The following is a 24,892-nucleotide window of genomic DNA, read 5'->3' as shown; positions in this document are numbered from 1 at the left end:
TCTACATTTTAAAATTATATACAATCACTGCTAATTGAAATAAGCTTTCGATTATCTCATTCCCCTCCGATTCTGAAATTTCTTCAAAACCTCTGCATCTTCTTAATTCTTCAACTGTTAATTTCCCTTCATTTGTTTTAGTTTTTTCTTCTGCATCACAAATACCTCTTTCACCTTCACAGAATCTAACCCCTTGTTTTTCAGCTTGTAAATTTACAAAAGTTTTCCCTCGGGTGATTCTTCTTCTCTCATCCGTTGCTCTGTTTTTCATTATAAAATTCCTCTTCATTAAAAAAGACCGAGAATCGGTCTTTTTTATTCCACAATCATTATCCGCTATAAAGTTAAAACACTTTTTTCATTTTACCCTGATCAAAATTTGGTGGGGATAACTACAAATATAAAACTTAATTCACTGAGGTTCATAAGTAAAATTTACCTATCATTATTGAATTCGTCTTTCTTAGCCAACAAAGATAAATAGCTTTTTCATCAATCTCATGGACATAATATGTACATTAAAATATTATTTATTTTTTGGAATCTGTATGGTTTCTTCTTTCAAATCTTTATATAAATAGCTGATTTCATTTACAAACTCAAATTCATCTATTGGAAACGGCTGAAGAACTATTCCAAGTATCATCCCAACATCTTTCAATCATAGGTGAAACTTCTTCGCTGTCTGATCTAAAGCTTTTAATAAAAGATATATTAATCGGCACAAAAAGAGACTTTAGAGTCTCTTTCTTGTTTTATATGCTACTATTAAATCTTGCGTTGCTTTATTTGATTCTTTCTGCGATAAATTCTTCTGCAATTATATATGGCTGTCTGAGATTAAAATCATTGGGGCTAACATCTTCATTCCCAAAAATTAGAATTTTAGAATTTGGTTTATCTAAATACCCTTTCTTTTTACCAACAAGTTCATTTTTTATCTGAAAGCCCATTTCATGTTTTTCACAAACTCGCAGTATGGAATTCCCAAGAGACTTTGGTATCATGATTGTTCTCTTCGAATATTTTTGGTAGAATTCCTCGTTATTCAAAAAGTATTCATTTACAGTAATCCAATTTCCAGTTTCTTTCTCCAGAGCATTACTGACATCTCCAATAAACTCATTGACATTCGGTGGTCTGCCTGTGATTTCACATTCAATTTCGTTTTCATGAAAGATTAACAATAGAGGATGATGCTGCAAAATTTTCATTTTAACATAGGGCAAAGTTAAGCTCCAAAAAAAACCGTCGAATTTTTCAGTATTTCTACATGATAATTTCCATTCTTCATATTCAATAGGTATATCATAACTGTTCTGATTAATTGAAAGTATCATTTCTAAAGAACTATCTGAAGTTTCAAATCGATAAGATTCAAGTTTCAAATCGCAATCATTATAAAACTTTTTGTCGTTAGTTCTATTTAGAAGTTGTTCTATCATAGCATATTTTTTTAATGATTATCCGTTTCATTTACGCATCAAATTCTGCATAATAAATAATTCTTTCTACCTTTTTTGTGTCTGATTTGAATTCCTCAAGTTTTAATAAATCTTCGTAAAAATCTTTTAAAACAAACATTTCTAAAAAATAGTCGAATCCTGGACATTTTTCTTCCGCCACTTCAATTGATTTCATTTCCATTTCTTCAACTGTCAATTTTAAAACTAAAGCTTCTGAATCTGGATGGAATTTTCCATCTATTCTTTTAGCATAAATTGAATAAATAGATTCCTCAGTATCCATATAATCCATACAGTTTATAATCGCTTGGCTTAATGTCATATCTCACATTTTTTTGTTTATTTCATTCCGATAAATATTGGCTATTTTTTTAATTAAAGAACCTCCACAATTTAGGATATGTTGTCGGCAGATCTTCCTCTTTCCAATCCGCGCCTTTCGTTGGCGGTGCCCCAAAATCATAGTCTAAACCTTTTAGATATGCTACATCTCTTGGAAAGGTTGCATCTTCTTTAATCTTACCTGTTTTAATTTTATATGCTTCTGTTGAAACATATAGTAATCCTTCAAAATTAAACTCATCATCCGGGCTAATGCTTTCTGATAGAAAATCAGGATTTTTAATGGTTCCATTATAAATTTTCTCACCTTTTCCAATTAACCAACAGCGAAAATATAAATAACTGTCATCTGAAACATAACCTTCAATAATTTTTTGAGCTGCCATTATTTTAAAATCATCTGCTTGAATAATTAGCTGTCTAAGAATTATTTCAAATTCAATAATATGCTCAGGACTGTAAGCTGATAATTTTTCAACAATTCTTTTTTCCTGTTCTAAATTATCATTCTTGGAATTTGCAATTGAATAATCAATTATTTTCCAGAATTCGGTTTCATCCATTTTATTTCCTTTTATAAATTCACTAACTATCTTTTTACTTTTTTCTTCTGATTCATTTTTGTTTTTTAACTGACATGAAATTATCGTCAACACTAAAAATAATATGAATTTAAACTTTTTCATTTTCTACTATTAACTACTGTTTTTTTTTAACTTCTGGTTTACTCAGCTACATTTCTCCAAAGCTAATTTCAATACTTCTCCAATTGATTGGAAATCTTCACTATCTTCAATAACGATTTTTTCTTCGTCTAAGAAATGATATCCTTTTCGCTGACCAGAAGTTCCTCCATTAATTGTCGGGTAGAACGTAATCTGATTATTTTGGCGGCTAACGGATACATAAACTGAATCTTTCATCTGAGCTTTTATAGATTTTAATCCCGTAATTTTTTTGTAAGCTTCATAATTTTCAATTCTTTCCTTATTAGTAAATTTGTTTATTGTTCTCGATAAATCGAGATGCCGAAGAATTGTTTTACCTATTTCAAAATCTGACATATTGATTTCTGAGATTGTAATTTCCTTCGATCTTGTAGAATATGAGTTGACTATTTTATCATAAGTTTCAAAGAAAATTCTATCAGGATACTTTATTACACTAATACTTTGTACGACTGGCTTTTTATTGCCAAAAATAGTTTTAAGAAAATTCATTTCTTTTTTCCTTTACAGTAATCATCAATTTTATCTTTAGCATAATCTGCACCAAGTTCCAATGCTCTATTCCAATTTTCACAAGCTGCTCTTTTATCCTTTAAATTAAATTTTGTGTTTCCAAGATTAAAGTATGCCTGCTGTTTATTTTCAAGTGATGAATCATCAAACTGCAGTACTTTTTCATAATCTGCAATCGCACCTTGATAGTCTCCATTTTCATCTTTTAATCCGCCTCTATTAATTAAAGCGCTTCCAAATTTTGGAGCAATCTCTATAGCTTTGTCATAATCTTTTAGAGCAGATTTCCAAGTGTAAAGCTCATTCTTTACGATTGCTCTTGAATAATAAGCATTTGGATCTTTCGAATCAATTGCAATTGCCAATGACCAATTAAATATTGAGCCGCTTAAATCTCCATTGTTATAACAGTCAATACCTTTATCAAAATAGTACTCCGCTTTCGAATTAGCCAAGTCTGGAAAATTTGGGCTTCGCGGATCAAATAATCCTCCATAAGCATCAAGAGTTGAATCAAATTCATATCCTCTCTTGTACATATCCAAACTCCAATACATTAAATTGTCTGCAGTCATTGGTATTTCATTTGTTTCTCCGTTTAATTCCCAAAGAGATCCGTATTTTTTAACTTCATGCAATACATATGGATAATGGGAACTTAAGAATTCAGATAATCGGATTAGATTTTCCTTATCGTCAGAAATAAAAGTAAAATCCATTTTAGTTAGACAATTGTCTTTCAATCCACTGTCAGACATATTTTTAAATACGTCTTCAGCGGAAACCATCTCTTTACCAAATCCTTTTACAAAATCATCCCAAGTGATAAATTTATTTTCCATTTTACTTTGCCCTTGGGCTGCTAACGTTTTTAAAAATATTAATAAAATCAGAATTTGATTTTTCATTTTAGGCATTTGTTTCTTTAATTTTGAAATAGCACTTTTCACAAACAATTTTAAATTTGCCTTCTTCCCAGCATTTTTCTGACAAACCACCTTCTTTGATTCTCAATTTCTCACATTCGTTACACCAAGCCACAAAATCATCATCTTCATATTCGAATTCCATATCTTCAAATGTTTCAAATGATTCTTCGAATCCGTTTTTGCTTCCTTCTTTTAAATGCTGGCAGATAAATGCCCTTCTTCTTCTCTCATGATTTTCGCAATCAACATATTTGGTCTTTTCTCTTTCTGCTAAATCATTATCAATCAGTTCAGTTAATACAATGTGAATTTTTAAGTGATCAACAACAGGCCTATACACGCCAATACCGCCAATTAAATTACAGCAGATAGAAGATAATTCCCATCCTATCTCATCATAAGATGGAAATTCCCCATTAATTAGATTTTCATAGTTATTTGCAATTCCAAAACCTTTAATTTTTTCAATATCAACGACTACGTTTTTAGATGTATTTTCATTGTCCCACGACCATTTCCAAGTTTTAGATGCTGTGGAATAAGTGCCAACTTGATAATATCTGAAATTAATAGTTTTATCAGGCTTAGATAGTGTTATAATACCACTCGGCTGGTCATAGTTCCAACTTGTAAAAGAATTAATATCATACGCTTTATTTAAATCATCTTGCATTTTTTGTAATTCGCCAAAACAATCTGTTAAGAAATCTTCATATGCCATATCTAATGTTTTTATAGTAATCCTAGCTGTAAAATATCTACAAATCACAAACTCTGATTAAAATGCTAAGTGTTATTTTTGTACGAATATAAAAACATTTTCTTCTCTTTGAAGTGAAAAAATCAAATAAAAAAAGCAACGCAAGGTATTGGACACAGCCAGAGAAGTGCGCATAACATTTTTCTTCGTTCCTCAAAAAATGCCCTTCGGGACTTATAGCACTTCACCTGTCTGCTTGTCCAATTAAAGACTGCTTTCTTTTTTCCCTTTTTCTTTTTTTAAATGTTTATCTATTGTCACATCCTACAGCCATCATGCACATATTTTGCCCATGATACATTCAAATATTTTCTCTAAATTAGAAGCCTGCTTTTAAAAAATCTCCAAAGATGTCCACGTTCCTGACATCAGCAAGATGAACGGTTGTTTAACAACCGCCTATCTTGCCACCCATTGCCTCGGAACTCGGCGGTGGGGAAACTTAAAAGAAAAGAGTTTGATAACAATGAAAATGAAAGATGATGAAAAGAGAAAATTCAAACAGAACGCGAATCGTGGGACTGCGATTCACTCCATTGGAGTATGCCGAACTGGAAAAAAGATTCAGAGCAAGCACCTGCCGAAAATTAAGCGACCACATCAGAAGCCACTTATTCAACAAACCCATTGTCTCCACCTACAGAAACCAGTCTTTAGACGAACTGATGGAAGAGATAGCAGTACTTACTTCCGAATTAAAGGCAATCGGCAATAATATCAATCAGATAGCCAGAAAGATAAACACGCTCAACACGGTTCCCGATTTCACAGGGCATCTTTGTCTGTTCGAGATCCAGAGAAAAAGACTTTTTGATAAAATGGAAGAGGTCTCAGGCCACACCCAGAAAATAGCAGAAAAATGGTTGCAGTGATAAAAACAAGCTCGTCCATAAGAGGAATTCTGAATTACAACGAAAATAAAGTTGAGATTGGAAAAGCGGAATGTATCAGTGCTGTGAATTATCCGCTGGAACTGGAAAAACTGAGTTTCACTTTAAAATTAAACCGCTTTCTAAAACTGGCAGAACTCAATACCAATGCGAAGCGGAATACAGTGCATATCTCGCTAAACTTTGATCCTTCGGAGAATCATTCGAAAGAAAAACTGGCTGAAATTGCGGATGTCTACATGGAAAAACTTGGATTCGGCAGACAGCCTTATCTGGTATACCAGCATCACGATGCAGGTCATCCCCATTGCCATATCGTGACAAACAACATTCAGAGAGACGGGAAAAGAATCGATCTGCATTTACTGGGAATCAGAAAATCAGAACCTGCCCGAAAAGAAATTGAGGAAATGTTCGGACTTGTAAAAGCCGAAGGAAGAAAACAGAAAGAACAATTTTCATTGAATCCGATAGATGTCGGCAGAGTCGAATACGGAAAAGCAGAGTCCAAAAAGGCTATCAATTCAGTTTTAAAAAGGGTGTTGTTTGATTACAAATATTCAAGCCTGCCTGAACTCAATGCAGTTTTAAACCTCTATAACGTCCATGCTGACAGAGGAAGCGAGGAATCAAGAGTCTTTAAAAACAATGGACTTCTTTACAAAATACTTGACCAGAATTCAAAACCGATAGGCGTGCCGATAAAAGCCAGCGAATTCCACAGCAGGCCTACCTTAAAATTTCTGGAGGAAAAATTCAGGATAAATGAAACAGAGAAGCAATACTGCAAAAGCCGTGTCAGAAATGCTTTGAAACAGACTTTATATGATGAAAGAATGACTTCTCTAGAGAGATTATCCGAAAAGCTCAAAGGTGAAGCGATTCATACTGTTTTAAGACAAAGCAGTGGGGGAAAGCTTTATGGAATTACTTTTGTCGACTTTAAAACACATTCGGTTGTCAATGGAAGCAGTCTGGGAAAAGAATTCAGTGCAAAAGGAATTCAGGAAAGCTTTGCAATGAACATTCTTGCACTTGAAAGGAAATACAATAAGTCTAATTCAGCAACTTCAGAAAAGTTTCAAAATCTCGAATCGCAAGAGTATGTAAAAGAAAATCTGGCAGATATACTGCTCCGTGGGGAAAAGATAAATGACTATGTTTCGAAACAATTTAAACAGAAGAAGAAAAGGAGGCTTTATAAAGGAATATAACAAAGTTAAGGGTGCAAAAATGCACCCTTAACTTTGTCTCCACTTTCTGTTAGCACATCCACACTCATGCACACACAATCAATTGTACTTTTTATCTACCTTAATGTGATTAATTAATTTATTATCAAAAAATTGACTCAAAAAATAAAAAGAATCTTCACCTATTTTAATCACAAAACAAGACTGAATTAAAAGATAATCTTTGTCTTTTAAAGGATATATATGTGTTCTAAGAATTACCTCTGATAATTTTACCTTTTCCATTTTCTGTCTTAAAGTCCAATATTTAAGAACTCTAAATGGAAGGGTTTTGATTATTAAATTTTCATCTTCAATTGTGATGGTATTAATTGTTTTGTTTAATATTTTTCCTTTTTGAAAAAGTCTCAAAAAAGTAATCAAATTTATAATAATCAATCCAATTTCATACTTCCAAAACAAATTCAAAGTGATACTACCATCAATAAAAAACACATAAATAGAAGGAAAAATAATAAAGATAAAAGTAGATAAACCATTACCAACAATTAATTTTTCAACTTTTTTCACAAATGCCGAAAGTTTATAACTAGCTGTATAGTTCATTTAATTATTTGTTTTTAAAAACAAATCCGATATTAATGAATCGCCAAATTCTTTATAGATTAAGTAATATTCAACTTCCTTTATTACTAAAATGTAACATTCTATTGTGGCATTTTTACTAGTTTGTTTCAGTGGAAATTCATTAAGAAAAAACTTCAATTCCTTGTAATCATATTTTATATATTTTCCAAGTATGGCAAATATTCCAAAGATTTTAAATTTATATGTTGTTATAACTAAGCCAAATTCATTTATTTCAATTTCCTTAATAGTTCTATTAAATATGGATCCTGCTCGAAAATAAGCGAAAAAGAAAAACAACAATATTACAATTACCCCTGCTATACCAAATTTCGCGTCACTATACGAGTTACTATTTGAACCTAAAAATATAGCGTAAGCGGTAAAAATGGCTATTGGAACAGAGCAAATAGTTCTTATAAAAAAGTATAATTGTGTTTTTTCGATCCATTTATCAAAATTATTATTAATTCTATATACCATATTTTTTTATTTTTTATTTTTTTGTTCTACTAAATTTTTATAATCATAAATAGTATAAGTATTAACAAACAACCCGAAAGCTCTAATACTCGTTGGATTTGTAAAAATATCATTAAGGGCCCCTCCATTTCCTCCTGTAAGCGCAAATGTTGTTAAATCATTTGCAAACCCCATACCTATCTGCCAGTTCCCTACTTCTGTAAATTTTCCGCCATTCATTCCGTCAATAAATTTCCCAGCATAAGCTCCAATATTGCTAGGAACAACATCCCCAACCAATTTTTCATTACTCAAATACATTCCCAATCTAACACTATTTGCACCTATTCGATACCAACCATCCACAATTAATGCAGTACTAAATCCTGCTGTAAAGCCTTCTCCTGCAACACCAGTAGCAACTTCTATCACACCACCCAAAATTCCCATACCTGCATTTGTTGCTCCATACCAATCTACAGAAGATCTCCAATTATTAAACGATGAAAAATAATCATTTTTCTCATCAGAACTAAAACCTAAATAGGATTTTCCCCCTCCGTTAACAACAGATCCAGTTTGAATAACACCAGGAATATGATTTTTCGAATCATCATAACCAAAATCAGTATTTACCGTTACACTAAAACTGATCCCAGCATTATTTGAAGCAGCATTCCAATCTCCTGTTTTAGTATACTCGGCATATGTAGCACCAAAATGTGCGACTCCAGCTGCAACTAATGGAACCCCAATAGTCGCACCTCCTGGTACAAAAGATAAAATAGTTCCAGCTACGACTGCAACTCCCGCAATTATGTCATTCAAATTAATTTTAAATTCCCCACTAGGATCTGTATATTTTAGAGGATTATTTAAAACATAGCCATACCTATTATAGTTTTGGGTATTACTAGGATCTTGCACATAATTGTCCGGTTGCAAGAAGCGGTGTAGTTTAGGGTCATACAGACGCCCGTTCATGTGAATCAGACCTACGCTCTGCAGATGCTCGTGCCCTGTATATCCCCTGTCAAGAATGGTAAGACCGTTTAATGCATTGCCTGCGCCATCCTGCACCTTTACAATAGCCCCCCAAGCGTCAAACTGCCTTTTCTCCAATACGGCTCCCGTCTCATTAGTTATTGCCAAGATGCTTCCCTGATAATCTCTATGCAAATATAGAGTTTGTTCCTGTACAGCTCCTGCACTGCTGAATGTTTTTTTATAAACAACGAGAGCCGAGTATCCGTCACCATCCGCATAAGTTACGAACTCAATTTCTCCTGTCTGCGAATTTTCTTTAATCTCCATCGCGCCATCAGCACTATAATGCTTTCGGTAGGTTCGGGTTTCTTTGAGCCCCAAGCCTCCATAAAACATTACGCTGCGGCTATCGTCTGCATTATACACAAAGCTTATTTTATCTCTGCCATCTTCCGCTATTTCAACCGGACTCTTAAAAGTGTTATAGCTGACTGTCTGCAAGGGCCTGTTCTGATAATCGGTTGAGGCCTGAGCAGTCAGTGTTATAGAGGTATTCTGGTGCTTTTTATCTGAGCTGCCATAATTATAAGTTCCCAATCCGTTTGACTTAATCCGTCCATCGTCTTCATAGGCCTGATCTTCCTGCACACCCTGCGCATTAGGATACTGTATTAGGCGGTCTTGGCTGTCATATCCGAAATTTTCAGTAACATTTCCGAAAAGGCTGTTTTTACGCCATTTGAGATTCCCGCGCTGAGTGTCAAAACTGGTTCCTAATTCCATTATAAGAGACGTGCCTAAGGTATGCTTTGCATTGGTGATATAGCCGTAGCTGTCAAAATCCATGCTAATGGCAATTCCATTGCCCAGCAATGCCTTGGTGGCCTGCCCTTGAGCATTTACCTCGGTTGCTTCCCAAAGAGTTTTCGTTTTTTGTCCGCCCTTTAGCTCGTATACTTTATATGCAAAACCATTTTTGTATTCATTTTGCGTGCTATATGAACTTGTTTTTCCGTTTAAAGAAGCCGTTTTGGTTTCTTTTTCAATCCTGCCCCAAGCATCATATTCAATCTTCTTTGTAAAAACAGCGCCATAGCCTGTGGTTTCGGTAACAGTTTCCAATCTTTTTTTGGAATCGTAAGTGTAATCGGTAATAATTGCTTTTCCTGCATCTCCTCCATCAGTATAAACCGTCTTTGAAAGCAGCCTGCTGTCTGAAGCATAAGTGTACTGGGTGGTGCTGCTACTGTTAATGCCCGCTATGGTTTTTGTTTCAAGTTTGCCCCAGTCATTCAGCTTATAGGTCTTTGTGCCATTTGGAGTGGTTTCTTTTGTGCTTTCGCCAAGTTCATTATAAGCATATGTGTAGGTTCCGGCAGACGGATCGCTCATGCTGATCTTGCGCCCCCAGCCATCTTGACCTATCGTTATTTTGCTGCCATTGCAATTGGTTTCCTTTAGATTTCCGTTGGCAAAATAGCTGTAATTTATGGTGCCCCCTATTGGGCTCTCAACCATGGAAGCCAAATTGCCCATAGCATTTTTAGTCCCTGTTTTAGTTTGACCGGTAGCGCCATCCGTTACTGTAGTGGTTCGCTTATCGTATTTCACAGTTGAGATTTTGCCTCTGTAATCTGTAATAGTTTCAGGACGTCCATAAACGTCATATAAAGTAGTATTCCATAATGGAGACCCCGTATTAGGTTCGCTGACACTATAGTTACGGTCATAAATATCGTATTTGAAATCTACATAAGACATAATGCCATGCACGCCTTTTATGCCAGTGCGTATTTTTCTTCCCAATTCGTCAAACAGCTCTTCGCTATAAGTATCGTCAGTGTTTCCGGTCAGCGTAATTTTGGCTCTCTCATTTTCTCGTATGTATGCATAGGTGTGGGTTTTGCCCAAATAATCGGTAACCACAGTTTTTCTGAACCATGGATCATATTCATACCCCGTCAGCAGGGCATTGTTCCAAACGCCTAGCTCGGTCTGCCTGTTTTCCGATTTAAGGGTTCCGTTAGGATAATACTCAAATGCTGTTTTGAATCCCTCAATTCCAGTGCTTTCCTTTAACAGAATGCCTGTAGGATCATATGCGAAACTCGTTTGCCTATCTGCGAGGCCAGATGCCGATATCTTTTTTAATGTCACGTTTCCGAAAGCGTCATACACATTGGATTCTGTTATAGCATTTGTATTGTTGCCCCATTTTTGGATTATCTTCAACAGATTGCTTTCAGATCCCGAACCGTATTGATAGGTCTCCTTAGAATTCATGCTATCGCCAGAAGCAGCCACATTTTGGGTCTTGCTTTTTGGTCTGCCCACCATGTAAGGGGCATTTATCAGCGGGTCATAAGCAATTGTAGTAGTAGTGACTTGCTGGTTGACTCCTCCAGATCTGATTTTAGTTATAGACTCTGTAGGATTATTAAAGTCATCATACACAGTATTGGTTTCGTCACTGCTGTCATTTAGAATATCATAATTGTTGGATCTTACATTTTGCAGCTTGAATACTTTTGAAGCAGACAGGCTGGATTCATAAAATAAAAGAGATTTGCTTATCAGCCCATAAGGCGGAATGGCATTTGTTTCCGTATAGCCATTCGCATCATAATCGGAAGTGATTTTAGCCGTAAAAGCATTGCCTGCTCCAGGTTTGATGACTGCACCTGGGCTAAACGTAATACTGTTTGTCGCCAAAATGGTCTCGGTTGCCGTTCTGGTATTGTCTACCGTAATTTGGCTTGCTCTAGGAATGTTTGGAGCGGCACTGTTCAATGCTATTGAAGGGCCAACGACACCCAGATAGGTATAATCCTCAACTATAGCGCCACGCAGGCTTGGATCAAACTTAGACACAGAACTAATCGCCTGATTATCCTCTTCGAACCAATTTGTTCGCATTGATGCGCGATATCCCATAAAGCCCAACCCTTCTAAATTGGATACTGCTCCAGCATAAGCGAACAGCTGTTTTTTGTACACCGAGGCGCTTAACCTCTCTAATTTAGAAACTACTTGAACAGCCAGCGCAAATTCCACATCTGTGTTAGGATAACTCTCCGTATATCCGCTCGAATATACTGGCATACGTCCCTCATTCACTGAAGCTGCAGACAGTGGCTGGTAGGTAATCAGCTCTCTTACTCCATTTCCTGTTGTTATGCTCCGAAGCAATTGGTCCTGGTTGCTGTCTTTATTGGAATTAAAATAAAATATCTTGTTATTGCTCAAAAATGCAATTTCCAAAGTTGGATTATATGGCTTGCCATCGCTTGGTATTCCTCTTCCTGTGGTTAAGTAAATGGGCAGTGCGCCCAAATTAATATCAGGACTGCTTATGCTCGAAGATGAAGCCGAATTAGGATAAGAAAAAATGCCTCCTTTATTGCCAAAACATTCGATATCTATTCGCCCCGACGATGAATTGGCGAGTTTAGAGCTATCAGCTCTAATTAAATCAGATTTTCCATCCTTATTATAATCGGTAGCAATATAATTGTGGGTGGAATCGCTTTCATTAGGATAATACCAAACACCATAAAAAGGCATCTTCACAAGAGTGGTGCCCGTTGATGTATAAGTAATCCATGACATGGTTCTATTGCTTCCATCAGCAGGAATCATAAAATCTGTTTTCCCATCTCCATTATAATCTCCGAGAAGAGGGAAATTCGAATTTGAAAAAATTTGAGAATCAGCATACTCAAATAATAGTACAAGCTGATTGCTGTCATTGAGGGCATAGGCACTTGCTTTTCCTTTTTCAAAAATTATAAAATCAGATTTCCCGTCACCATTCACATCCGCCACTTCCACCTTAGAGACGGAAGTGACAACTGATGCCAATTCTCCCGAATAGATTAAGAAATTAGATGTGTTATCTCTTTTTAAATCGACAAAATAGACCTTTTTTGAATCTATCAATTCATAAGTTATATAATCGCAATCAGAACCTCGATAGAAGGATTCTGTCATCTGCAGATCAATCGCAATTGCATCAGTGAGTCCATCACCGTTGAAATCTCCAGAAAGTATCTTTTTTGGAAAAATTTTTTCAACCTGATACTCTGAGCATTCTCTTGCTTCACTCACTGATATAGTGGGGAAGCTAACCGTCTTTTCGTACTGAAAATAGACAGGAGTGACTGTTCCGGCAGAAAAAACAGTAAAAGTATAATTCAAATCCGTTTTTTTTACTACTGCCCATCCCTGTTTTGACCATAATTTATTGTTCCAAGTCAGCCAGCTGACAGGAAAGATAGTTTCAAAAGCCCCTACTTTATGCTCAAAGCCTATATTATTTCCACCGGAATTTATATCCGAGTACAGCCAATACTTTGATTTTGCATCCGGCTCTATTGTAGGATAGATTAAAAAATCCATTTTTTCATCCCCTCCAAAATCTCCGGAAACAGTGGCTACATTTTGAGAAGATACATTTCCTAGGCTTACCTTTGTAGTAATATCTGCATATGATATAGACTCGCTGGTATTTTCATAGGTGAATACTGTTGGATTATAGCTTTTCGTTCCATCTCCGCTTAATTCAAATACTTTCTCCAGGCGCTGGTATCCTATAGTGCTGGAAATATATTTTAAATCGTAATTCCTAAAACCCAGTCCATTGCCTTTAACTTCAATTCTTTCTAAAATTTTGTCATCCAGAATGCTTTCGCCCCCTATATAAGACTGTTCTGGACGTGAGCGTGTCCCGTAAAGAAATTTAATTTCGTTAATGGGAGTTCCTGTTCCCAGCGCTCCATATTTAATGCTTGTCACTATGATATTGTTCTGCGATTTAGCATAATTATACGAAATTCTTACCCCTTGCGGGTTCTGCCAATAATTAATGACCCAAGCTTTAATTGACTGCGAGTCTAAAGAAGAGCCATACTCCGCAATCGAGCCATCAGGGTATTCCACTAAGAAAGACGCCGGACCATAATTAGCCCCAAGCGGAGATACTCCAACAGCTTTAATCTTCACATTGGAGAAGTTCTCTGTTTCATAAGTCGTATTTGCCGAACCGTAAAGCGCACCTGTTTTTAAAATTAATCGCTGTCCATCTAGGGCAAAACGATCCTTAGCGTCAAGATTTACTCCTCCTACGCTTCCATCATGAAATTTTGTTCTGGGAATTCTGGTTATGGCTGAAACGCCTGAAATGCTCCAGCCGTAGCCTGCGATTCCATTTCCTGACTGGCTATTATAAACTAGATTCACTCGCGGCACTACGCCATTAATTCCCGCAGGCACCGCAATGGGAATGGAGTAGTTGGCTGCACCACTAAGCGAAACTGACAATTGTCCTTCCGTAACGCCCACTTCAGCCGAAGTTCCCGTCGGTCCAGGTATTGCGCTTATGGCTGCCAAATTGGAAATTTCACTATTATTTTCAATGTTGCCAACTGCAGTTTCTGCTTCTTCATTGGCTCTCTGTATAAGAGTCACCCCCTCAACTGGCGTTCCCCCTGAGTCCTGGGCTGAAGCATAAAAAGATAAACCGGTAAATAGGAATGTTAGGTAGAAATGCTTCATATATTACTGCTTGATGATTTTAATTGTCTTCTGCTCCCCATTTCCATAATTGAGAGCCACCAGATAGACCCCTCTTGGATATTCCCCAAAGGAAATAGTCTGATTATCCGTATTTTCTGTTCTCGAAAAAGTCTGCAGAACCTGTCCCGATATTTCATAAACGGTGATGGAAGACACCTTGCTGCTGTTGATCAGCTCCCATTTTATGTAGAGCAGCTCTTTCACTGGATTAGGGTAGTAGGAGATGACATCCTCCTCTGAAAATTTAAGCAGATCATCCTCTACCAGCGCTTCAATTTCTTTGGTTTCCTCTACTGTTTTGGCCGTACCCCCACAGTTGCTTAAGCACAAATTGCGGCTTATCTGATTTCCTGCACTGTCATATCCGAATGTTATTTTCTGCTGGGCATTTGTTAAAGAGCAAATTCCAAAAAGCAGAAGAGTAATTATTCTTTTCATTAATTTTTTGATTTAATATCCTTCACTTCCTTTTTTAATTCCTCAATAGCCTTATTCTGCTCTATCACATACAAAGTAAGCTCTTCAATTTTCTGCAGCAGTTTGGAATTCATTTCCCCAAGGCTGATTCCGTTTTTCAGAACCTCCTCCTCACTCGGAATATTCTCCAAATGGCCTTTTTCGGCAATATGCTTTTCAACTTCAGCAAGTGTTGGCAATTCATAGCCATTCTTAAATACAAAATCAGACCAGCCTGTCATGTCCACTTTTACCTCTTTTGAATGGATTGTGCCATTGACATCAAGCTTATTTGTTCCAATTGTCGTTCCTATGCCCACATTTCCTGAAGTGCTGATGTATATATCAGGAGTGGTTCCTGATGTCTGTGCACTGAACAACAATGGTTTTGCAACAGTCGGAGCAATATTTGTCGATTTAAACCTGTTATAGGCCGTATTCGATCCATCAAAGAAAACTCCTCCATTTGTATCAACAATATGAAATTTCGCTACTGGCGATGCAGTTCCGATTCCGACGTTTCCATTTCTTGATATGTCAACTAGTGCGGATCCATATCTTGTGAATCTAAAAGCAGATGTTGTCAGTGTAGAAAAATCAGCATTAGTGTTCATCCTAACATCGAAAGACATATCAGGATTGCCATTTGTGTCAGGAGTAGCCCCCATTAGTCGCAAACCAGATATGGCATCATTTGTTTTTCCTGTGATTGTTGGAAATGCTAATGTTGCGCTAGAATTGTTTACCGATATGCTGCCATTCTGCTGGTTTGCCAGATCAAGCGTATTGCCTGTCAAACCTGTAAAAATATTAAGCCTACCAACTGGCGCCGTTGTGCCAATGCCAACATTACCATTTCTTAGAATATCAAACAGCGATAAATTATATCTTGAAAATCTAAATGCGCTTGATGTTAGTGTGGTGAAATCGGTTCCGTCTTCCTTCATTACTACAAATCTCATATCCGGACTGGCATTTACATTATTTGTACCCGTAAAAATTGAAAAACCTGCCGAATTGCTGCTTTTACTGAAAAGGGTCGGTATTGCTAAAGATGCATTATTATTTGCAAATGCAATTGAGCCTGAAGATAATGCCCCTATTGAGGTCGGCACGCCTGAAGTTCCTGTAACTATCTCTAGCTTCCCGGCTGGTGCTATTGTTCCGATACCGGCATTTCCCGTGGTTGGAAATGTATTTTGAGCCGCCAGATGCTTGCAATTCAAAATAATTATTATAATTAAGAGCTTAGATAATCTGTTCATTTTTTTCCTTTTTATGTTAATCTTTATTGTTGTTCATTACTCATTTATTTCAGAAAAAGGCTGATCTAATTCATAAATAGTGCCCCTAGCATTGATAGCATTAAGAAAACCTTTATTTTCATGACTGGATTAGGCTACCGAAATCTTTAAATCATCTGATTCTCGGGATCATTCAATCCCAGTCCAAAGCTATAAACAATTGTTAATGCTTCGTTAATTTTTTTTGCGCGCAAATAAACAAAAGCATTCCCTATTTTCTTTACGGGATTCCTCATTTTGACATTTTTTTTGATGATTTTAAAGATTGGAAAAAATAGGAAAGACAGGATTAACAGCTAACTCCAAAAAACTTCTAATGGATTACAGTTCTATATTGGAAACAGTCTTATAAGTTGAAATTAAACTCCGCAAAATGCAGACTAAGTAATTTAACTTTTCAGCAAAGTCTCCCTACTTGATTTTTAAACAATCCGTTTGTCGATAGATAAATATAGACGGGCAGTTAAAACTCAAGCTGATAAGCTTCTGATCAAGCATCCAAAATATCCCCTCTCCTTAAATGTAAATCTCTAGAAGCTTATTTCAAAGCGTTTGTTCATAAATTGCCAGCAGGAAGGCTACTAGCTTCCTTTGCAGTGACAATAAATTAGCCCGTTATTCAATCACCACTTTCAAACAATAAGCAGGACCACTGCAAACAGGTCAAGAAACTAATCTTAACACCTCATTAAAATCATCAAAAAAGCGGTTAGATAATTGAATGCTTCCCGCTACTAAAACAAAAAGCTTCAGAGAAATCTGGAGCTTTTTTGGTTTTCTGAGCTTTCACTAAGCCTTTATAATCTTTTAGATTTCCTTTACAAACCAATTCATAATCAATACAAAAATCATTTATGATGTGGTTTTACGTATTATTTTACCTGTTTTTTACTCTATATTTGATTAGTAATTTATTCGATTTCTTTTTAAAACATTAAAAGTATCAATATGACTCTAAAATACTTTTCCTTTCTACTGTCTGTTTTTCTATTACTTTCGTGCTCTCAAAAAAAACAAGAATCAGGTATTATTAAAGCTGATATTAGCAAGCTCACTACAGATTTTGACAAAGTAGTTATTAATATGTGGGGAGAAGAAGCTCTTGGAGATTCGATAAAAACATTTGATACCATACCAGCAAAAGAAGGTAAATTTGAGTATCATTTTAAAGTTAGAGAGCCTAAACATGCCTACATTTATTTTCTCAAAAACAATAAGAAAGTTGCAACTTTAGGTTTTAGGGACAAATCTTCTAAAAAGCAAAGTTTTTGGGGTGATATTCTTTTAGGGAATGAAAATATTGAATTCAACACAGATAGCGTGTATGAAATTATAGAATTTAAAGGTTTAAAAAACTATCGCGTAAATTTTGAAGGGTCTCCAGAAGCTGAAATGTTTATGAAAGGCTGGAAAGAGCCAATTATTTCGAATAAAAATATCAAACAAAACGCATCAAATTTCGCGCTATTGTATAAATTATTTTGGAGTAAGGAGCAGTATTCTGTCAATCAATTAAGAGAATACAGTTCTTTGTTTTCTGACGAAATAAAAAAATCTGTTCCATTTAATATGCTTACGGATTATATCAATAATAAAGAAAAAATAGAAAAATTTGGATTTAGAGAAAATTTTAATTGGGTTGACATTGATAACAAAAATTACACTTTTGATCAAGTAAGCAATGGCAAGCCGGTACTTTTAGTATTTTGGGCAAGTTGGTGTGGTCCTTGCAGAAAAGAAATTCCAGAGCTTAAAAAATTTCATAATGATTATAAAGATAAAATAAACATTGTAAGTCTAAGTATAGATGATAAATACGATAATTGGAAAACGGCAGTAGAAAAAGAAAATATGCCTTGGCTTAATCTTTCTGGATTGCCAAAAAGAAATAATGCGATAAAAAAAGAATACAATATTTTTGCTGTGCCAAATTTAATCTTACTTAATAAGGACGGAAAAGTATTGCTTAATGCTGCAAATGATATTTCGAAGATCATTAATACAATAGATAAAACAACAACAATCTAGTTCCCTTTCTGTAAATTATTTAAGAAGACTCAATTAAAAAACAATGAAATCATTATCTAGAATATTTTTCTTAATCTGCACGTTTATAGTAATAGTAGCTTTTATTAAAAAAGAAGAAAAATTTACTATTTATGGTCAAGTAACTGGATTTCAAAATGGAACCAAATTCTATTTAAAAAACCTCGCAACAGATGCTATTATAGATAGCACAACAGTAGAAAATAATAAATTTAGGTTTGAAGGAAAATTAGCTAGTCCGCCAGAGCAAATTTGGCTTTACGCTATTGTGAATGAAAAATTTATATATACTAATTTACTTATTGGCAACGATAATATCAGAATCAAAGGAGACATTAAAGATTTTCCTCGAAATGTAGAAATCAAAGGCTCAAAAAGTCAGGAAGATTTTAATTATTCTCAAAGTTTCACAAAAGAATATTTTGCGAAAAGAGAAACTCTTGTAAATTCATTTTTGCAGTTGCCAAAAGATAAGCAACAAGAAGCTGGCGCAAAAATATGGGACGAAATTAAAGGCATTGACAGCATTACACAAGAACTGCGCATTAAATATGTAAAATCACATCCAGACAGCTACGCAAGTATAATAGAGCTTGGTTATCTAAAGAATCAATTGCCAAAAGACACAATTCAAAAAATATACGATAAATATACTCCCAAAATAAAAGAAAGTAAATATGCTAAAGTTGTTGAAGTCTTTTTGAAAGAAAACATTTCGAAAGTTGGAGATAAATATCACGATTTTGAAGGCTGGAATCAAAAAGGCGAAAAAGTTAAGTTTTCAGACATTAGAGGTTCTTTTACTTTAATTGAGTTTACTTCTGCATTTTGCGGACCTTGTATTCAAGCAGCAGAGGAACTGGCTGAAATTAATGAAACCTATTCGGGTTCTTTAACTTTAGTAAGTTTTTCTTGTGATCCAAAAAAAGAAGACTGGCTAAAATCTGTAGACAGAGACAAAGTTATCTGGAATAGTGTATGGGACAGCAAAGGCCGATTTAGCGAAACTGCTATTAAATATGGCATTCAAGGCATTCCAACTTTTATTCTAATTAATCCTGAAGGAACAATCATAGACAAATGGTCTGGTTACGGCAAAGGTAGCCTGATTAATAAACTGGAAAAGAAAATATTAAAAAAATAATAACGCAACCTTTTTCATAATTCGGCATCTATTTATTGTAATCATAAACCTAATAAATATGAAAAAGAATATTATATTTTTAATGCTAATAGGTCTTTTTTTTTCTTGCAGTAGTGATGACCAAGAAAAAATAGAATCGCCAGTAGTAGGAAGTTGGAAACTAATTGAAGTTTTGGCTGATCCAGGTGACGGAAGCGGAACTTTTAGAGCTGTTGAAAGCAATAAAACCATTGAGTTTAAAAGCAACGGAACTATAGCAACCAACACTTCTTTATGCGATCCGTACTCAGATGAAATAAAAAGTTCTGGAAGTTATAGCGTAACTACCAATAAAATAACAACAAATTGCCAAAACCCAAATATTGCTACAATATCATTTGAATTGAAAGACAATTATCTGATTTTGCATTTTATTTCTAATGAAGGATATTCTCAAAAATTTCAAAGAATCAATTAAAAAATGCATAGTTAATCTTCATCAAGTCCCCATATCAAAACAAAAGCTTCAAATTTCTTTGAAGCTTTTGTTTTTTATAGAAGTTTCAAGACTTATAAAATAAAAATTGTAAAGAATTTACCGACTCAAAAACCATAAGATTTTTCCTTTAAATCGAAATAAATCTAAACTTTTTTAAATTTTATTCTTTCGTCAAAAAACTCTCATTACCTTTATTTAAACACAAAACAACCAATTATTAATCAAATAAATACAAATCACTTAACTCAATTTATTTTTGAATGAATCTTGTAAAATGTGATGTTTTGCAAAATAATCGAAAGAAAAAGTTTTTATTTTATTTGGTATTATGGAAATAATTGCCTTGTTTTGCACCCGCAATAAGAAAGCAGGTCCGTTCGTCTATCGGTTAGGACGCCAGGTTTTCATCCTGGTAAGGGGGGTTCGATTCCCCCACGGACTACTTACAAACACAAAGCTTCAGAGAAATCTGGAGCTTTTTTTATTTGCTAAAAACCTCACCCACAGCGTCTCTATAATTAAATAATATTTTCTTAATAGCTTACTTTTCATTTAGCAGATGTTTTTCATAAATTTGCCGCTTTAAAAAAGTAGTTGTCATTACTTTGCTATTCCAGAACAAATAGTTATCGTACAGTCTAATTTACAATTATATAATAACCGCAATTCAATACAATGCTTACAAAAAACAAACCCCAAATTTTAATTATTACCCTTTTAACTTTATTTTTTTCCGTTAATTCATTCTCTCAAAAAAGTATCTACGCCGGAATCGAAATTGGACGTAGAGCTATAAAAGTTTCTGTTATCGATGTGAGCAACATCAAAAAAGCAGATTATAAAATTATTTCTTTCTGGACTGAAAGAATTCCTTTTGCTGACCATATTGCTGCTAATGGCGAACTTACTGCAGAAGACATTACTAAAACTAGCGTTATTGTTACCAACCAATTGCAAAAGATAAAAGCAGAAAATAAATTGCTTGATGAAAACATCTTTATCGTTGCTGCTCCTGTTTTTGAATCTGCACGTAATCTTGATGTTTTAAGAAACAAAATTATGCTTCTAGCAAACAAAGAACTTGAAGTATTAAACGCAAACGAAGAACCAAAAACATTGGTTAAAGGCGCAATTCCGCCAGTTGATTTTTCTAACGCTTTCTTGCTTGATATTGGTGCGCAAACGACTAAAGGAGGTTACATTGACGAGCTTGAGGGCGGTAAATTAGAGTTTATTCCGCTTGAACTTGATTTTGGCACAATGACTCTTACTGATGCTGTAAAGAAAACGGTTTACAATCAGAGTCAGGCAAACGATATGTCTACTTACCAAGAAAAATCTTTTGACTTTGTTCCTGTTCTTCGCAAAAAAATTAAAGACTTGTTTGATGCAAATCCGCCTTTAGAGAAAAAAGAAAAATTATATTTATCAGGTGGTGCAGTTTGGGCTTTTTCGACACTATATTATAACGAAGATGTTAAAGAACACTATATTGCTTTAACTCTAGAAGATGTTGTAAATTACGATGCAATTCTTAAAAACAATTTCGGAAAGTATACCAGCCTTGCTAAAACCAATAAAGAAGCTGCGAGAGTTTTAAGTACTTACGACCAGCAAAATCTTATCTCGGCTAATAATATCTTAGTTAGCTGTCTGGAAAATATTCCAAACTTGGCAACAAAGAAAATACTTTTTGTAAAAGAAGGGCAAGTAACTTGGTTAATCTCATACATTGCAGATCGTTCTAAAAAAGTAAATACTAATTTCTAAGATTTTACTTTTCCAATCTTATAAAGCTTCAGAGAAATCTGGAGCTTTTTTTATGGCTTTAAGCTAATTATAAAAACAAAAAAATGGTTTCAAGTTATAATTTGAAACCATCTTTCGATTGAAAAAAAACCGAAATACTTTCATAAAATCTAATTTTAGAAGACCTAATTAAGAAATAGACTCTTTGTTAAATCTTACTGTTTTGAATTATGAAAAATCTAGTCTTACTATTAACAATTGTACTTTTAAGCACAACAGCCTGCAAGAAAGATCATTCCGCAGATAAACAAGAAACTACAACTGCTGAATCCATCGATTCAATAACTGCTATTGCAAAAGAGGCCTGGATATACGGCTATCCAATATTTTATAATTACAAAGCTATTTACTCCAGTGCAATCAACAAAGAAGCTAAAGAATATTCAGGATTTAACAAATTCAAAAGCGTAGCTGCAAGCGCAACTCCCGCGGATACTTTAATCATAACCATAAATAACGATACTCCGTACTCAATGGCACCAATTAATGTTTCAGACGAACCTGTTATTCTTGAAGTGCCAAAAATAGAAAACGATCGATACTATGTAATGCAGTTTGTAGATCTCTACACCTTCAATTTTGAATATGTGGGATCGCGAGCAACTGGCAATAATACAGGTAAATATCTCATTGCAGGACCAGATTGGAAAGGAGAAACTCCTAAAGGCATTGATAAGGTTTTACATTCTGAAACCAATTTAATATACCTCGTAGGCCGTACTCAGTTACATGATCCAACCGACGTTTCAAATCTTAAAAAAATACAGGCGCAGTACAAATTAATTCCATTGCATGAGTATACAAAACAGCCTGCCCCACCTGTAAAAAAATACAATCTACCTTTGCCAGTCTGGAAAGAAAGCGATTATGCTTCCCTTCAATTTATTAGTGCACTAAATTCTTTATTGCAATATACAAACGAAGACAGCAGCGAAAAAGAACTTAGAAAACGTTTTGCCAAAATTGGAATTGTGCCTGGAGAATCTTTTGACAGTTCAAAATATCCACCCGAAACCATTAAAGCAATTGAAAAAGGAATTGCCGAAGCCAAACAAGAACTGGAGTCTAAAATAGATAATGTAAAAGATGCAGGAAGTCTTTTTGGCACACGCGCAGAACTTAAAAACAACTTTCTCAACCGTGCAATTGCCGCGGCTGCCGGAATTTACGGAAATACTAAGGAGGAAGCTGTTTATACCGGAAGTAACGTCGATAAAAATAATGAACCGCTTTCAGGAAATAACAATTATGTTTTGAAATTCACAAAAGATCAATTGCCTGAAGCAAAATACTTTTGGAGCATTACAATGTATAATCTTCCTAAACGTTTTCTGGTTCCAAATCCAATTAACAGATATTCTATTGGCAATAAAACAAAAGGATTAAAATATGAGTCTAATGGAGATTTGATCTTTTATTTACAAAAAGACTCTCCTGGAAAAGACAAAGAAAGCAATTGGCTTCCGACTCCTAAAGATGAAAAATTCATGTTTGTGATGAGAATTTATGGTCCGCAGCCAGACGTTATAAATAACATTTGGAAAATGCCTCTTCCAGAAATTGTAAAATGATAATCATAATTTCAGAAATAAAATCATAACCATTTTTCTAATTTTAATTTCAAATAATATGAAAAGTTACAAATTACTATCAGGAATATTATTAGTTACTTTATTATTTACTTCTGCGTGTAAGAATAATAACGAGAAATCAGAAACCGATTCTGAAACCTTGAAACAAGACTCCGTTACTACAAATACTGATTCATTGGCGCAAAAGAATAGTACTCCTGTAACTGCAGCAAATTTTAATCGTGCAGAAACAGATCTTTATTTTACAACTTCTGTTAAAGATGCTGGCGGTATTGGCAACATACATCATTATAAAACTTTAATGCCAATTGACAAACAAACTGTCATTCGCGCTAACCGCGATGTATTGTATTCTTCAGGAGTTTATGATCTCGATGCTGGACCAGTAACTGTAACGTTACCAAATTCTGGCAAACGTTTTATGTCTATGCAGATTATTAACGAAGATCACTATTCCGAAACCTATTATGCACCCGGAACCTTTACTTTTAATAAAGAAAAAATCGGAACGCGATATCTTATGTTAGGAATCAGAACTTTTATTGATCCTAATGATCCTAATGATTCGCCAAAAGTTATAGCATTACAAGACGCAATTAAAATTAGCCAAAAAGACAAAGGAACTTTTACGGTTCCAAATTGGGATCTAGTGAGTCAAAAGAAAGTTAGAGATTCTTTAATTGAAGTTTCTAAAAAATTATCTGACACAAGAGGAATGTTTGGTTTAAAAGGTAAAGTTGATGAAACACGTCATTTATTAGGAACCGCGACAGGATGGGGTGGAAATCCAGAAAAAGACGCACTTTATCTTTCTGTTTATCCTAAAAAAAATGACGAAAAAACAGTCTATAAACTTAAAGTTAAAAATGTTCCTGTTGATGGATTTTGGTCTGTAAGTGTATATAATAAAGAAGGTTATTTTGAAAAAAATGATCTAAATATGTACACATTAAACAACATCACGGCAAAAAAAGATGCCGATGGATCGATCACAATACAATTTGGCGGATGTGACGGAAAAACTCCAAACTGTATTCCAGTTGCTGCTGGATGGAATTATTGGGTTCGACTTTATCGTCCGCATAAAGAAATACTTAATGGTTCATGGAAATTTCCTGAAGCGGTTGAAGTTAAATAAATATCTAGTATCAATAAAATTAAGGCTTCAGAGAAATCTGGAGCTTTTTATTTTAAATTAATCTATGAAAAGTTTCATCATCTAAAAACTATATCGTAATATTGCAATATTAATATTATTGTTATGGGAGCAACTAAAACAGAACATTTTACAGACGCACAAAATCAGATAGCGATTATTGCTAAAGCTTTGGGGCATCCCGCAAGAATTGCTATAATCGAATATTTATTAAAAGTTAATGAATGTATTTGCGGAGATATTGTCAATGAACTTCCTCTTGCCCAGCCCACAGTTTCGCAACATTTAAAAGAACTTAAAAATGCAGGCATCATTAAAGGAAATATTTCTGGAAATGCGATTTGTTATTGCATTGACGAAAAAACAATCGAAATTTTAAACTCTTATTTTTTAAAAATCACACAAACTATTTCAAAATCAAAATGTTGTTAAGACA

General features: G+C 34.6%; 21 protein-coding genes and 1 tRNA gene. 10 read left to right on the top strand and 12 right to left on the bottom strand.

Annotated features, from left to right (window positions below; genetic code table 11):
* Position 1: 1 nt before the first annotated feature.
* From DM444_RS00955 to DM444_RS00925, 7 genes are all read right to left on the bottom strand, one after another.
* The gene (locus DM444_RS00955; RefSeq protein WP_111283132.1) at positions 2-271 is read right to left on the bottom strand and encodes a hypothetical protein; all 270 of its coding nucleotides are present in this window, start codon (positions 269-271) and stop codon (positions 2-4) included.
* A 514-nt stretch (positions 272-785) separates the two neighbouring features.
* Positions 786-1,445, bottom strand: a complete 660-nt coding sequence (locus DM444_RS00950; protein ID WP_111283130.1) for a hypothetical protein — start codon at positions 1,443-1,445, stop codon at positions 786-788.
* Positions 1,446-1,476: 31 nt separating this feature from the next.
* Positions 1,477-1,788, bottom strand: coding sequence for a hypothetical protein (locus DM444_RS00945; RefSeq protein WP_111283128.1), 312 nt, complete (start codon positions 1,786-1,788; stop codon positions 1,477-1,479).
* Between the two features lie 49 nt (positions 1,789-1,837).
* Positions 1,838-2,494, bottom strand: coding sequence for a DUF4240 domain-containing protein (locus DM444_RS00940; RefSeq protein WP_111283126.1), 657 nt, complete (start codon positions 2,492-2,494; stop codon positions 1,838-1,840).
* 42 nt (positions 2,495-2,536) lie between these two features.
* On the bottom strand, positions 2,537-3,028 hold the full coding sequence (locus DM444_RS00935) for a contact-dependent growth inhibition system immunity protein (protein WP_111283124.1): 492 nt from the start codon (positions 3,026-3,028) through the stop codon (positions 2,537-2,539).
* Positions 3,025-3,957 (bottom strand): tetratricopeptide repeat protein, encoded by a 933-nt coding sequence (locus DM444_RS00930; RefSeq protein ID WP_239455553.1) that lies wholly within the window; start codon positions 3,955-3,957, stop codon positions 3,025-3,027. Before DM444_RS00930 ends, DM444_RS00935 begins: the two co-directional genes overlap by 4 nt.
* 1 nt (position 3,958) lies before the next feature.
* A complete protein-coding gene (locus tag DM444_RS00925) occupies positions 3,959-4,699 on the bottom strand; it encodes a DUF6882 domain-containing protein (protein ID WP_111283122.1) in 741 nt (246 codons plus the stop codon).
* Between the two features lie 518 nt (positions 4,700-5,217).
* On the opposite strand from DM444_RS00925, the gene DM444_RS00920 reads away from it, so the two are divergent.
* Together DM444_RS00920 and DM444_RS00915 are read left to right on the top strand one after the other, a co-directional pair.
* Complete coding sequence (locus DM444_RS00920) at positions 5,218-5,610, top strand: plasmid mobilization protein (protein ID WP_111283120.1); 393 nt, start codon at positions 5,218-5,220, stop codon at positions 5,608-5,610.
* Complete coding sequence (locus DM444_RS00915) at positions 5,598-6,842, top strand: relaxase/mobilization nuclease domain-containing protein (RefSeq protein WP_111283118.1); 1,245 nt, start codon at positions 5,598-5,600, stop codon at positions 6,840-6,842. Before DM444_RS00920 ends, DM444_RS00915 begins: the two co-directional genes overlap by 13 nt.
* A 78-nt stretch (positions 6,843-6,920) precedes the next feature.
* On the opposite strand, the gene DM444_RS00910 is transcribed toward DM444_RS00915, so the two are convergent.
* The 5 genes from DM444_RS00910 to DM444_RS23835 are packed head-to-tail and all read right to left on the bottom strand — an operon-like array spanning position 6,921 to position 16,042.
* Positions 6,921-7,391 carry a hypothetical protein gene (locus DM444_RS00910; RefSeq protein WP_162614892.1) on the bottom strand — a complete coding sequence of 157 codons (471 nt, stop codon included), beginning with the start codon at positions 7,389-7,391 and terminating at the stop codon, positions 6,921-6,923.
* A gap of 36 nt (positions 7,392-7,427) precedes the next feature.
* A complete protein-coding gene (locus DM444_RS00905) occupies positions 7,428-7,931 on the bottom strand; it encodes a hypothetical protein (protein ID WP_111283114.1) in 504 nt (167 codons plus the stop codon).
* 6 nt (positions 7,932-7,937) lie between these two features.
* Positions 7,938-14,450 carry an RHS repeat-associated core domain-containing protein gene (locus tag DM444_RS00900; RefSeq protein ID WP_111283112.1) on the bottom strand — a complete coding sequence of 2,171 codons (6,513 nt, stop codon included), beginning with the start codon at positions 14,448-14,450 and terminating at the stop codon, positions 7,938-7,940.
* A 3-nt stretch (positions 14,451-14,453) separates the two neighbouring features.
* Positions 14,454-14,909: a T9SS type A sorting domain-containing protein gene (locus DM444_RS00895; protein WP_111283110.1), complete on the bottom strand. Its 456-nt coding sequence runs from the start codon at positions 14,907-14,909 to the stop codon at positions 14,454-14,456.
* Complete coding sequence (locus tag DM444_RS23835; RefSeq protein ID WP_239455552.1) at positions 14,909-16,042, bottom strand: hypothetical protein; 1,134 nt, start codon at positions 16,040-16,042, stop codon at positions 14,909-14,911. Before DM444_RS23835 ends, DM444_RS00895 begins: the two co-directional genes overlap by 1 nt.
* Before the next feature lie 1,137 nt (positions 16,043-17,179).
* Between DM444_RS23835 and DM444_RS00885 the strand changes: the two genes are divergently transcribed.
* From DM444_RS00885 to DM444_RS00850, 8 genes are all read left to right on the top strand, one after another.
* Positions 17,180-18,259 carry a TlpA disulfide reductase family protein gene (locus DM444_RS00885; protein WP_111283108.1) on the top strand — a complete coding sequence of 360 codons (1,080 nt, stop codon included), beginning with the start codon at positions 17,180-17,182 and terminating at the stop codon, positions 18,257-18,259.
* A gap of 43 nt (positions 18,260-18,302) precedes the next feature.
* Positions 18,303-19,421 (top strand): TlpA disulfide reductase family protein, encoded by a 1,119-nt coding sequence (locus DM444_RS00880; protein WP_111283106.1) that lies wholly within the window; start codon positions 18,303-18,305, stop codon positions 19,419-19,421.
* 58 nt (positions 19,422-19,479) lie between these two features.
* Positions 19,480-19,878: a lipocalin-like domain-containing protein gene (locus DM444_RS00875; protein WP_111283104.1), complete on the top strand. Its 399-nt coding sequence runs from the start codon at positions 19,480-19,482 to the stop codon at positions 19,876-19,878.
* Positions 19,879-20,269: 391 nt separating this feature from the next.
* A tRNA-Glu gene (locus DM444_RS00870) sits at positions 20,270-20,341 on the top strand.
* 233 nt (positions 20,342-20,574) lie between these two features.
* Entirely contained in the window at positions 20,575-21,669 is a 1,095-nt protein-coding gene (locus DM444_RS00865; RefSeq protein WP_111283102.1) for an exopolyphosphatase, read from the top strand.
* 209 nt (positions 21,670-21,878) lie between these two features.
* Complete coding sequence (locus DM444_RS00860) at positions 21,879-23,279, top strand: DUF1254 domain-containing protein (protein WP_111283100.1); 1,401 nt, start codon at positions 21,879-21,881, stop codon at positions 23,277-23,279.
* 58 nt (positions 23,280-23,337) lie between these two features.
* Entirely contained in the window at positions 23,338-24,438 is a 1,101-nt protein-coding gene (locus DM444_RS00855; protein WP_111283098.1) for a DUF1214 domain-containing protein, read from the top strand.
* Between the two features lie 123 nt (positions 24,439-24,561).
* On the top strand, positions 24,562-24,888 hold the full coding sequence (locus DM444_RS00850) for an ArsR/SmtB family transcription factor (RefSeq protein ID WP_111283096.1): 327 nt from the start codon (positions 24,562-24,564) through the stop codon (positions 24,886-24,888).
* Positions 24,889-24,892 lie beyond the last annotated feature (4 nt).

This window comes from Flavobacterium ginsenosidimutans (genome assembly GCF_003254625.1).
Taxonomy (GTDB): Bacteria; Bacteroidota; Bacteroidia; order Flavobacteriales; family Flavobacteriaceae; genus Flavobacterium; species Flavobacterium ginsenosidimutans.
Note: the sequence above shows the minus strand (reverse complement) of the source record. Positions and strands in the feature narration are given on the sequence as shown.